Annotated in this window: 7 protein-coding genes; 5 read left to right on the top strand and 2 right to left on the bottom strand. The window is 57.0% G+C overall.

The window, feature by feature from the left end; genetic code table 11:
* The first annotated feature begins 17 nt into the window (after window positions 1-17).
* The 3 genes from DW349_RS06785 (at window position 18) to DW349_RS06775 (ending at window position 6,233) form a co-directional block, all read left to right on the top strand.
* A complete protein-coding gene (locus DW349_RS06785; protein ID WP_108124689.1) occupies window positions 18-1,010 on the top strand; it encodes a branched-chain amino acid ABC transporter permease in 993 nt (330 codons plus the stop codon).
* Window positions 1,010-2,275 (top strand): branched-chain amino acid ABC transporter permease, encoded by a 1,266-nt coding sequence (locus tag DW349_RS06780; protein ID WP_108124690.1) that lies wholly within the window; start codon window positions 1,010-1,012, stop codon window positions 2,273-2,275. The genes DW349_RS06785 and DW349_RS06780 overlap by 1 nt, the downstream gene beginning before the upstream one ends.
* Before the next feature lie 370 nt (window positions 2,276-2,645).
* A complete protein-coding gene (locus DW349_RS06775; protein ID WP_162824621.1) occupies window positions 2,646-6,233 on the top strand; it encodes a hypothetical protein in 3,588 nt (1,195 codons plus the stop codon).
* 289 nt (window positions 6,234-6,522) lie between these two features.
* Here the strand turns inward: DW349_RS06775 and DW349_RS06770 are convergent, their stop codons facing one another.
* Window positions 6,523-7,746 carry an ABC transporter substrate-binding protein gene (locus tag DW349_RS06770; protein ID WP_108124692.1) on the bottom strand — a complete coding sequence of 408 codons (1,224 nt, stop codon included), beginning with the start codon at window positions 7,744-7,746 and terminating at the stop codon, window positions 6,523-6,525.
* Between the two features lie 360 nt (window positions 7,747-8,106).
* Complete coding sequence (locus DW349_RS06765) at window positions 8,107-9,558, bottom strand: alpha/beta fold hydrolase (protein WP_198650428.1); 1,452 nt, start codon at window positions 9,556-9,558, stop codon at window positions 8,107-8,109.
* A gap of 144 nt (window positions 9,559-9,702) precedes the next feature.
* On the opposite strand from DW349_RS06765, the gene DW349_RS06760 reads away from it, so the two are divergent.
* Complete coding sequence (locus DW349_RS06760; protein ID WP_420820700.1) at window positions 9,703-10,839, top strand: acetate/propionate family kinase; 1,137 nt, start codon at window positions 9,703-9,705, stop codon at window positions 10,837-10,839.
* Window positions 10,840-10,848: 9 nt separating this feature from the next.
* Entirely contained in the window at window positions 10,849-12,987 is a 2,139-nt protein-coding gene (pta, locus tag DW349_RS06755) for a phosphate acetyltransferase (protein ID WP_108124693.1), read from the top strand.
* The last annotated feature ends 40 nt before the right edge of the window (window positions 12,988-13,027 follow it).

Raw genomic sequence — 13,027 nt, 5'->3', positions numbered from 1 at the left:
GTTACAAGGAGTCCGTTTTGAACGAGCTGATTTTCTTCATCAATTTCGTGCTGATTTCCGGAGCCGTGATCGGTTCCATTTACGCCATTGGCGCCATCGGCGTAACGCTGATTTTCGGCATTCTGCGCTTCGCGCATTTTGCCCACGCCGACATGATGACAATGGGTACTTTTTTAGTGCTGATTCTCACCGCCCTGTTCCCGGCGGTCGGCCCGGCCATCGGTTTGCCGACGGCGTTCGTGATGATGCCGGTTGCCATGGCGGCGACCGCCGTTATCGCCATCGGCCTCGACAAAGCCTTCTACAAACCGCTGCGCGAAAACAACGTCAAGCCGGTGGTAATGGTAATGGCCTCCGTCGGCGTCACCCTGATGCTGCAAGGCGTGATTCGCTTCTTCGCCGGCACCGGCTCGCAAAGCCTGTACATCGACGATCGCAAAAGCATTTTCAGTTTTGGCTTAACCGAAGCCTCGGAAAAAATCGTCATCACCGAGCCGCAAATTTTGCTGTTCGTGTTCACGATTCTGGCAGTCGTCGCGTTGCACGTTTTTCTGAACCGCACCCGTTTGGGCAAAGCCATGCGCGCCATGTCCGACAACCCGGATCTGGCTCGCGTTTCCGGCATCAACACCAACACCGTCGTTGGCGTTACCTGGGTCATTGCCGGTGCGCTCGCCTGCGCCGCGGGAACCTTGTTGTCGCTCGACGTAACACTGAAACCCGACTTGTCGTTCATGATTCTGTTGCCCATTTTTGCCGCCGCCATTGTCGGCGGTGTCGGCCATCCGTATGGCGCTTTGGTCGGCGGTTTTGTGGTCGGCTTTGCCGAAACACTGGCGGTGTTCAACTGGTCCATTTTGCTGCGCCCGCTGGCAACCACCTTCGGTTGGGAACTGCCAGCTAACCTGGCGTTCGTACCGACTGAATACAAAATCACCATTCCGTTCTTCATTCTGGTGGCGATTCTGGTCTGGCGCCCGACCGGCATCCTGAAAGGGAAGGTTCTGTGATGAATCAATCCGAAAAAACTCTGTATCTGTTCGGTGGCCTGGCGCTGTTGTTTGCGTTGGTGTTCGCCTTTATGGGCGCGCCGTTCAGCATTCGTCTGCTCGCCGAAGCCGCCTGCTACGCCATTCTGGCATTGGGCCTGACCATTCAGTGGGGCTACGCCGGTTTGTTCAACGCCGGCATCATGGGTTTTGTCGCACTCGGCGGTTATATGTCGGTGCTGCTCGGCTTCCCCATCAACGACGACTTCTGGTCTACCGACCTGCCCGGCCAATTGGGCGGCGTTATTCTGAAAGCCGTGTTGGTGATCGCCGTCGTCGTCGGACTGACGCAATTGAAGCGTTTCGGCGCACCGAAAAAACTCGGCGCCTGGCTTGGCATCATCGTCGGCCTGCTCGGTTATTTGTGGATCAAGGTTTCACTCGACCCGGTGGCTTCGGCCATTGAATCGCAAGCCGGTTTTATTGGCGGTTTGGGATTGCCAGTCTGGCTCGGCTGGCTGGTGGGTGGCGCACTCGCCGGTGCGGTGGCGTACTTTATCGGCCACATCTGTTTGGGTTTGCGTTCCGATTATTTAGCCATTGCCACACTCGGCATCGCCGAAATCATCAAAGCCTTTTTGAAAAATGCCGACTGGCTGACGCGCGGCACCTTAACGGTATCGCCAATTCCGTGGCCGGTGCCCGGCCCGGCTGACATCGGCTTTATTGGCGCGCGTGCAGCGTATTTGTCGCTGACGGCCGTCATCATTGCCGGCTTGTTCTTCCTGCTGCACCGTGCCTACAACGCGCCCTGGGGCCGCACCATGCGCTCGATTCGCGACAACGAACTGTCGTCGGCCGCCATGGGTAAAGACGTCAACGGACGTCGCCTGGAAGTGTTTGTGCTCGGCTCGGTGTTGATGGGCATTGGCGGTGCGGCGTTGATCACCTTTAACGGCATCTTCGACCCCAGTGGTTTCCTGCCGTTGAACCACACCTTCCTGATTTGGGTGATGGTGATTCTCGGTGGCCCGGGTAACAACCTGGGCACCTTGTTCGGTGCCGTGTTCGTTTATGTGGTCTGGACCATGTCTGAACCCGTGGCGTTACTGCTGCTCGACATTGTTCGCCACCTGGGTGATGCCTGGTTCGGCTGGCAAGCGCCGAGCGATTTAGACAGCCGCGCATTGCAAGCGCGGGTGTTTGTGATTGGTCTGATCATTTCTTTAGTGCTGCGCTATGCGCCCAAAGGGTTGATTCCCGAACAGGTGAAACACCACAGTTAATTGCAACGTGCCCCGGTGTTTACTGATACCGGGGCACAACACTTCCTGCCCATCGCCAACGTCTCTCTTCGCTGCTTTTTTAGCTGCTTTTTCCTTCGCTGTTTTTCCTTCGCCAACATTCAAAAACGTGAAGTCAGTACATGACGCAACGTCACGTTTTGTGACGCCCTTGGCAATTCAAACCAATTAGCCGTTAAAACCTCATTTTTTCAAACGTTTCGCCCAAAAAAACCACCATCAGCAAAACGATTTTTCAAACGGCACCCCTTTATCGTCTCTCCAGGTTATGTCGGCAATTGGGATATTGCGCCGTTCCGAACTTAACCGTGCACATCCAACCACGAATAAAAGAAGTCCTGGAGATCCGCTCATGCCTCAATCAAATATCGGGAGCCGTTTCTGGCTCCCCAGTCTGTTGTTTTCTTTAGCATTAGTCCTGGCCGGCTGTAGCAGCCCCGATGACCCGCCGAAAAAATCGCCGCCACCGGCACCACCGCAGACCAACACCTTCACCCTGGGCGGAACCATTTCCGGATCGACCGGCCAATTAACGCTCAATCTCCATAACAGCGAAGAAAGCCTCACCCACACAGGTGACGGTACGTTTGAATTCCAGACCCAACTGGAAGAAAACACGCAATACAGCCTCAGCATTGTTACGCCACCGTCCGGCCAACAATGCCTTTTTGACAACGACTCGAAGCAGAAATCCGGCACCTTGGGCGCTGAAAACGTCACCGATTTAAACGTGACTTGTTCGGATGTCGTCGTCACTCCTGATCCAGTTTCGATCAGCGGCAGTGTGGTGGATTTATCAGGTAGCCTGACTGTCAGCATTGGTGAAACCAGCCAAACCGTAACCGCCCCGAGCGACTTGGATTTCACGTTTTCAGAACTGGCAGCGAATACATCTCATACTCTGAAAATTTCCAATGCACCGACTACACAACTGTGCTCATTCGATAACAACAATGAGAATGAGCGGATCGTTGACGTGACTACCGTAGATGTCACCGGCATTCAGATCACCTGTGTTGACCGCACCTTCTCCATCAGCGGCGGCGTGGTGAATTTGTCGGGGACATTGAAATTAGCTCTCACAGATAACGCTGGTAATGAGCTCCGTAATGCCGAAATTAAAAGCACCCGCCCCAGCCAAGGTTTCACCTTTCAAGGTATAACGGCCAATACTTCTTACATTCTGAAAATTACCGAGCAACCCACTGCGCAGCAGTGCTTGTTTGACAACAACTCAGAGGAGAAACCCGGCACCCTGGGCGCTGAAAGCGTCACCGGTATTCAGATCAGTTGCACTGACCTCACCGTCTCCATCAGCGGCAGCGTTAGTGGTTTAACGGGTCTAATGGATGTCAATATCAAAGATAGCAATAACACTCCGCACGGCAGCGAAGAGGTGAACTCTGACAACCCGAATACAGATTTCACCTTTGATGAGCTGCCCGTTAATGCAAATTACACGCTATCCATTGCCAGCAATCCGGGCACTCAACACTGCGAGTTCGACACCAGCAAAACCGATACTCAGACAGTCTCAGTGGAGACGGAGAATGTGTCGGGTATTGCCGTGACATGCTCCGACATACCCACCTACACCGTCACAGCCAACATCAGCGGCTGGGTGGGTACTGACACCGGCCAACTGAAATTATCTGACGGTTCAGCGCAAGGGCAAACTCTGGATGTATCTGGAAATGACGCATTCACCTTCCAGACCCCGCTGCTCCGGGGTACGCCCTATACCCTAACTATTGGCTCCCCCCTTCCTGAATCGATGACGACGTGTGCCTTGAGTAACAACAGCACCAACACGACAACCGGCATCCAAGCGAACGTGACGGTCACCATCGCGTGCAGCGAGAAGCCAAAGCTGTCCATAGATATTCAGGGTTTGGTATCGCCAACAATCATCACCGCAAAGGTGAACGACAAGACTATCAAGTACACCGCAGATAACACACTCAAGCTCAGTTACATGGAGACAGACACGTCATACACCGTCACACTGTTTAGTGGTCTGAGGGATACCGCCGATACAGCCACAACCCTGCCCCAAACCTGTAAAGTGGGTGAGGATACAATCCCGTCTGAATCCAGTGAGGGGCTTCAGCTTCAGTTCGATGCGGGTGTTTCCACTGCCACGGATCGGGTAATTGAAGTCCGCTGTGTATTCGACTTTAGCCCGGCCGAACTCACCATGACACCGTGGGGCATCAAAAACCTCGTATTCCGTTGGTCGTCGGATGCTCGCTTCACCTATCGGCTGTCGGAACTCATCAACGACCCAGACCCCAACAGCGGCGATTGGACGCCCATCCACCCCCATACCCTGGCCGGTACCGGCGCTGAGATGATTTATCGCCATGAAGTGCCGCTCTATGCGCTCGCTCACCGCGACTACGTACTGCAAACCTGCTACACCGATACCAACGAAAAAAACCACTGCCAATACAGCGCCATATTAACTACCCGAGGTGCTGAAGATCAGGATCAGTACAACTACCTGCTGGGCAGCATCGGTTATTTCAAAGGCGGGGATACAACCAACGCGGGCAACCTGTTTGGTCGATCAGTCAGCCTGAGTGACGATGGCACTGTGATGGCCGTAGGGGCTTTTGGCTATGATGTTGGGTCTGATCCAAATGACAACACCGGTGGCGTTTTTATCTTCCGCAAGACCGATGGCGTTTGGGCTCAAGAGGGGTCAGTGCTTGTGCCTAATATTGCCGAGGCGCAGGACCATGTTGGCATGGCCGTCAGCCTGAGCGGCAACGGTGAGTACCTGGCTGTCGGAACGCCGGATGAAGACGGTAGCGGTTCTTGGGTGAATCCAACCGTCACTAATGGGACTACCAAATCCGGAGCCGTATATGTCTTCCATCACAACACCGACAATAATACGTGGACACGGCAGGCTTACCTAAAAGCGACAAGCCCAGAGACAAGTTCTTTCTTTGGACTTTCGCTCAGCTTTGATGAAGACGGATCAACACTCGCTGTGGGAGCCAGGCTTCAAGGCAACGACGACAGGGGTGCGGTTTATATTTACTATCGCCAAAACGATAGTTGGCTTACATCAGGTACTCAACTTTTGCCAACCGGAATGAGTGACGGTGCAAGATTCGGGATGTCTGTCAGCCTCAGTAATGCAGGGCAAACCCTCGCCATTGGCGCCCCGCACGATTTCAGTAACGCCCCTGCGACTAGTGGACGCGGAAGCGTTTATGTTTATTTCCGCAACAACAAATCCACCCATGACTGGGGCACACCCAAAGTCATCAAATCCAGTGAGGTTTCGCAGGATGCAACCGGCTTCTTTGGTTCGTCTGTCAGTGTAAGTGGTAACGGTGCAGTTATTGCCGTTGGGGATAGCTTGAGCAGCCGGCCAGGTACGGGTGTTAACCCTGTCGATTCCGGTAATAACTTGCCTAATTCCGGCTCAGCTTACGTTTTCCGCTGGACCCAAGAACAAGGCTGGGTACAGCAAGCCCATATCAAAGCTGAAAACGCGGACGCCAATGATAATTTTGGTCGCACTATCAGCCTAAGCAACGATGGTATGCGTTTGGCCGTTGGTACCGGTGCAGACTATGCGTACGATGAGCCACCATCAACCACCACAAAATCTGGCGAGGATAGCAATGCCATCGGCCTGAATGGCAACCGCAACGACAACAGCCTGTCCGACCCCGGTGCCGTGTATACCTATGTTCTGAGCAACAGTGATGGATGGGTATTTGAATCGTATATCAAAGCCTCCAACACCGCCTTTGAGCAGGCATTCGGCGAAGCGCTGTCGTTAAGTGGCGATGGCAATACCCTGGCCGTGGGTGCCTTCGGTGAAGATAGTTCAGGATATGGTATCGCTTGGAATATCGGTACTGGCGCTGGCGATTCGAATACGAACGCGCCCCAAGCCGGAGCCGTCTACCTGTACTGATCATTTCCACTTCTGGTGAATACCTTGGCCCTGTGTAAACAGGGCCTTTTTTTTGCTCATCGTGAACTCGGGAAATTGGTTCCAGTGAATGAATGCCTTAATCCTGCCAGGGCGGACAATGGGCCTGTTTGATTGCGCAAGCTGAGTTTTCTCCGTTTATTCGTGATGCACCGTTTTTCTTCCTCACGAATGAGTGAACAAAAAAAAGCCGGCTTTCGCCGGCTTCTTGTGTTTAACGTTTTAACTAACGTTTTAACACGTCAAACAGTTCATCAAGCGGTCCGCGCGATCAGTTACCGGCGCGGCCCACTTCTACGAAACGGCCGCCACGGACGGTCATTTCTACAATCACGCCCGGTACGTCACCGTTGGCATCGAACTCGTGGGAGCCAGTGGCACCTTCGTAGTTGATGTCGGTGCCGGCGGCGATCAGACGCTTCGCTTTTTCCCATTCGCCCGGCAGGATCACTTCACCCGGAGCGGACGCAATGTCACGCAGTGCAGCGCTCAGGCCGTCGCGGCTGTTGCTGCCGTTCTTCTCGATGGCCAGGGCCAGCATGAAGGCAGCGTCGTAGGCTTGGCCGGCGAACACAGCGTTCGGGTCGAAACCAGCTTCTTCAGCCTGGGCAGCGAACAGGTCGGCACCCGGCAGTTCCGGTGTACCCGGACGAGTGGCGATCATGCCTGCCAGTACGTCGGCGCCAACGGCGGCAACCAGGGCGTCACCCACCATGCCATCGGCACCGATGTAGGTAGAGAAAGCACCGCTTTCATAGGCTTGACGCAGAATGGTCTGGCCTGAACCGTCGGCATACGCCAGTACGACCAGGTTTTCAGAACCGCTGCCAGTCAGAGAACCGATTTCAGCGCGGTAGTCGGCTTTGCCGTCTTCGTGCGCCAGGTTGGCAGTCACGTCACCACCACGGGCTTCAAAGGCAGCGGCGAATGCATCGGCCAGGCCTTTGCCGTAGTCGTTGTTCACGTAGGTGACCGCGGCGTCTTCGATGCCTTTGCTGATCAGCAATTGCGCCAGCACTTCACCTTGGTAGGCGTCTGACGGCGGCGTGCGGTAAACCAAGTCGTTATCAGCCAGGGTGGTCAGCGCCGGGGAAGTAGAAGCCGGAGAAATCATCACCACGTTAGCCGGTACGGCAACCTGATTGGCCGCAGCAATGGTAGCGCCAGAGCACAAAGCACCCACGATGGCGGTAACGCCTTCGGTGTTCACCAGACGGTCAGCACCGCTTACAGCGACGGATGCGTCGGCACAGGAAGTGTCGGCACTCGGGATCAACAGCGTTTCGCCGTCGAGGATGCCGCCTTGGGCGTTCACTTGAGCAACAGCCAGTTCAGCGCCAGAGAAGATCGGCGGAGCCAGGCTTTCAATCGGACCGGTGAAACCACCGAGGAAGCCAATTTTGACTTCTTGAGGACGTGATTGCTGGACGAAAACGACGGCCAGCACAATCACAACGGCGACCACGATGGCGCCAATGGTAAGTTTTTTATTCATGAGTCTCTCTCGCAAAGGGTTGGTCATTCCCCGAAGGGACGGACCCGGCCATGTTGCGGAGTTTCACTCAGAAATACAAGGGGCCGACTGGCTCTAGCGCGGGCTTTGCGCACAGTTACATGAGCGAATCGCGAGTTGCTTATTGTGCGTTCGGATTTCACTTGTCAAAGAACGGCGAAAACAAACTGAAACCGGAACCTTCGGTCAGGTTGAATAATTATCCAAATTAGCAACTGCTTAAATTTCTTTGGGCAAAATAACGCAAAATAGTGAGGTGTTTTGTTCAATCCCATGTTCAGGCGGACGAGCAAAACACCTCACGAAACTCTCTCATGAAACTCGCTCTAAACACTGGCCGCCCTAGTTCGAAAACGCCCCATCGCGCAGGAATTCGATCACCAACGCCCGCACTTGCGCATCGCGCATGATGAAGGTGTGGCCGGCATCGACCAGACGAAAACCCTCGGCTTCGCTCAGCCGGGCGCTATCGACCGATACTTTGCCGTCGTGTTCACCGTCGAACAAAAAGTTGAACCAGGGGTCGCTGGAACGGGTGCCGGTGATGATGCCGGTGCGGGTGTCGATCGGTTGCAGGCGGTTAACCAGCGAAGCATCGTCGGTCGCCAGTTGCGCTGCCGCCGGCCCCATCAACCATTGGAACCAGCCGTAATCACCAAACGCATCGATGATTTCGCTGCCGTGGTTGGGCGGGCTCAGCATCACCAGATTGCCTTCGCCGGGCAAGGCGCGGAATTGCAATAAATAGCGCGCCAGAATGCCGCCCATTGAATGCGTAACCAGATGCACGCGTTCGTAGCCGGCCTGCTCCAAACCATCCAACGCATTGGCCGCGTAGCCAGCCAATTCCGGCAGGCTGAGTTCGCGGCTGGGGTACGGTTGGTTGCAGGTAACATAACCGGCGGCGCGCAAATCTTCCGCCAGCGCGTTCATTGAACCTTCGGTGCGACCGAGGCCGTGCAGCAACAAAATGGCTTCGCGGCCTTCGCCTTCCGGCTGGCACAGTTCGTCTTGCGGCGGCACCCAATAAGCGGCGTCGATACGCGCCGGGCCAGCGTTGATGCGCCAATCCAGATGCGGGCCAGTGGCGCGGCCGGTGGCACCCACGGCGCCGATTAAATCGCCCTGCTCTACACGCTGACCGACCGCAACATCGACGCGCGACAAATGCAGAAAACTCGACGATAAACCCGCACCGTGATTCAACATCACCGTGCCGCCGCTGAAATACTGATCGGGTTCAGCCAGCGTGATCACACCCCCGGCGGGCGCACGCACCGGCGTGCCGGTTGGCCGTGCCAGATCGATGCCCCAATGCGGCTGGCGCGGTTCGCCGTTGAGAATGCGCTGGCTGCCGTACACGCCGGAAATGCGGCCGCGAATCGGCCAGATGAACGGTTCCCGCCAATCGTCGGCCGCAACGACTTGCGCACGCGCCGCGGTGTTGCGTTCGGCTTCGGCGACAATGCGGTCGATCACTTCGGGCGGCGGGTCTACCTGATTCGGGTCGAGGCCGTTGATGCGTTGAATGTTGAAATCGCGGTCGCGAACAATGGGTTGATAATGCTGAACGTCGCCGCTGGCGAGGGTGATGCTTAACGCCTGTTCGCCGTGCTGTTCACGCTCGAACGGCAGCAAATAATAACCGTCGGCATCCACGTCGATATCGATGCCGTTGAACACAACCCGGCTGCCGGCCTGGGTGTGGCCGATAAAAAATCCACCACTGACCCACTGACCAAAACCCTCCGGTTGTTCGGCCGCATCGGCCGCCAGCGAAACACCCAAAAGCATGACGCAACTCAGTAACCGAGCCATACCTTTCACAACAGCGCTCTTATACACTTCGGGCACGACTTCCCCTTCTCATTTTTTAATCGGGTGACTGGTTTGGCGTCGACGACTTTTATTCTGGTAATCAATTCTGGCTCATCGTCTGTGAAGTTTTCGCTGTTCGGTGGACACCTGTTCAGCGACGAACTGTTAAGCGGACTGGCCGAACGTCTGGGCACGCCGGAGGCGGTTTTAACATGGCAAGCGTCGGCTGGAAAGCAGCGCGAATCACTCGACGGTGGCGACCATTCAGCGGCGTTGTCGGCCATCGCCAAACGGCTGGAAGCCGACTACGGCGCGCCTTTTGCCATCGGCCACCGGGTGGTGCACGGCGGCGAAGCGTTTACTGAATCGGTGCTGATCGACGCTGGCGTAATTGCCGGTATAGAGGCCTGCGCCAGCCTGGCGCCGCTGCACAATCCGCCCGCCTTGTTGGGCATTCGGGCTTTACAATCGCTTTACCCCCAAGTGCCGCAAGTGGCGGTGTTCGACACCGCTTTTCACCAGACGTTGGCGCCCGAAGCCTTCCTCTATGCGGTGCCGAAAGACTGGTACACAAACCTCGGTGTGCGCCGCTACGGCTTTCATGGCACCAGCCATCGTTATGTGGCGGGCGAAGCCGTGCAACGGCTGGCGCTCGACCCGAACGACCACGGCGTGATCAGCGCGCATCTGGGTAACGGTTGCAGCGCGACCGCCGTGAAAAACGGCCGCGCTGTTGACACAACCATGGGTTTAACGCCGCTGGAAGGCTTGGTGATGGGCACGCGCTCGGGCGATGTTGACCCGGGTTTGCACGCCTATCTGGCCGACCGTTTGGGCTGGTCGTTGGCGCAAATTAATGACGCACTGAATCGCCAAAGCGGCTTGCTGGGTTTGTCGGGGTTGTCGAACGATATGCGCACCCTGATTGAAGCCGCCGACGCGGGCAACGCCGATGCTGAACTGGCAATCGATGTGTTCTGCTTCCGTCTGGCGCGCAAAATCGGCGGCCTGGCGATGAGCCTGAGCCGTCTCGATGCGCTGGTGTTCACTGGCGGCATTGGCGAAAACGCAGCACCGATTCGCAGCCGCGTGCTGGCGCATTTGGGTGTGCTCGGTTTTGAATGCGACGAAGCCGCCAACCTGAAACCGGGCGAACACGTCCGCATTACCCGAGCCGACTCCACCGCCGCGCTGGTTATTCCGACGCGCGAAGAATTCATGATCGCCCAAGACACCCAACGACTGACGCAACGCTAGGAATTCGCCATGCAGCACAGTTTTTTTGTTACCGCCACCGGCACCGGCACGGGTTTGACGTCGGTCTGTCTGGGCCTGGTTCGGGCGTTGGAACAGCGCGGCGTCAAAGTCGCGTTTTGCAAACCCATCGCCCAGACCCAAAACCGCGACGCCGGGCCGGAACGCTCGACGCATCTGATTAAAGCCACACTTGGACTGGAACCGGCGCAGCCATTATCGCTCGGTTACGCCCAACAACAGTTGGCGCAAAACCGCACCGATGCGTTGATGGAAGAAGTCATACAAGTGTTCCAGCAATCGGCTGGCGATGCCGACGTGGTGATTGTTGAAGGCCTGGTGCCGGTGGCCGACGAAAGCTACATCGGCAAACTGAATGTGAATCTGGCGCGCGCGCTGGACGCCGATGTGATTCTGGTCGGCGCGCGCAACGACGACGACTGGAGCACGCTGGCCGAACGCATCCGCATGACCGCCAGCCTGTTCGGCGGCACCGACAACGAACGTGTGCTCGGCTGCATTCTCAACAAAGTCGGCGCGCCGAGTGAAGACAGCCAACAGGTGCTGGCCGGTGAAGACCCGCCCGCCCAGGCCAGCGTGCCGGATGTGCGCGTGACCGCCCGTTCGCTGAATGTGTTCAACGAGCGGTTTCATTGCCTGGGCACCATTCAGTGGGACCCGTTGCTGGTCGCGCCGCGCGCGCTGGACGTGCAACGCCACCTCAACGCCAAGCTTTTGTACGAAGGCCAATTGGCCGAGCGCCGGGTGCAAACCATCACCGTCTGTGCGCGCACCATGCGCAATATGCTGCATACGCTGCGCGCCGGCACGCTAGTGGTCACACCGGGCGACCGTGAAGACATTCTGCTTGCCAGTTGCATGGCCGCATTGAACGGCGTGCCGCTGGCCGGCCTGGTGTTTACCGGCGGCATCACGCCTGATGCAGCGGTTCTGGATTTGTGTCAGGCGGCGTTTAACACCGGCCTGCCGGTGATGCAGGTGCCGTCCAACACCTTCACCACCGCGCAACGTCTGAACGCTCTGAACACCGAAGTGCCGACCGACGACGTTGCCCGCATGGAAGCGGTAATGAATGCCGTGGCGGCCGACATCGACAGCGACTGGCTGATGAAACGGGCCAGCCTGGAAATGGAAAAACGCCTGTCGCCACCGGCGTTCCGACACCGTTTGGTGCAGCAGGCCCGCGCCGCCAACAAGCGTATTGTGCTGCCCGAAGGCGAAGAGCCGCGCACCATTCAGGCGGCGGTGATGTGCCACCGCAAAGGCATGGCGCGTTGCGTATTGCTGGGCCGGCCGGACGAAGTGCAGCGCGTCGCTGCCAGCCAGAACCTGACACTGCCGGACGATCTGGAAATCATCGATCCGGAAACGGTGCGCGACCAATACATCGGCCCCATGGTCGAGTTGCGCAAACACAAAGGTCTGACCGAGCCGATGGCCGAAGCGCAACTGGAAGACACCGTGGTGCTGGCAACGATGATGCTGGCGCAGGATGAAGTCGATGGCCTGGTGTCTGGCGCGGTGCACACCACCGCCAACACCATTCGCCCGGCGTTGCAGTTGATTAAAACCAAACCGGACGCGGCGCTGGTGTCGTCGGTGTTCTTTATGCTGCTGCCCGATCAGGCGGTGGTGTACGGCGACTGCGCGGTGAACCCCGATCCAAACGCCAGCGAGCTGGCCGACATCGCCATTCAGTCGGGCGATTCCGCGCGCGCCTTCGGCATCGAACCGCGCATCGCCATGATCAGTTATTCCACCGGCGAATCCGGTGCTGGCAGCGACGTCGAAAAAGTGCGCGAGGCGACCAAAATCGCCCAGCAAAAACGCCCGGACTTGTTGATCGATGGCCCGCTGCAATACGACGCCGCCAGCACGCCGAGCGTCGCCAAAGGCAAGGCACCGAACAGCCCGGTGGCCGGGCGCGCCAATGTGTTTGTGTTCCCCGACCTGAACACCGGCAACACCACGTACAAGGCCGTGCAACGCAGCGCGAACGTGGTCAGCATCGGGCCGATGTTGCAGGGTTTGCGCAAGCCGGTGAACGATTTGTCGCGTGGCGCGGGCGTCGAAGACATTCTGTACACCATCGCGCTGACGGCGATTCAGGCGGCACAGAACCCGCAATAAATTAGGACTCGCTGAAGTTTTACTGAAATTGGCAGCTATA

Source organism: Saccharospirillum mangrovi, from assembly GCF_003367315.1.
Taxonomy (GTDB): domain Bacteria; phylum Pseudomonadota; class Gammaproteobacteria; order Pseudomonadales; family Natronospirillaceae; genus Saccharospirillum; species Saccharospirillum mangrovi.
The sequence above is the reverse complement of the archived record's forward strand: the minus strand, read 5'-3'. Positions and strand labels throughout refer to the sequence as shown.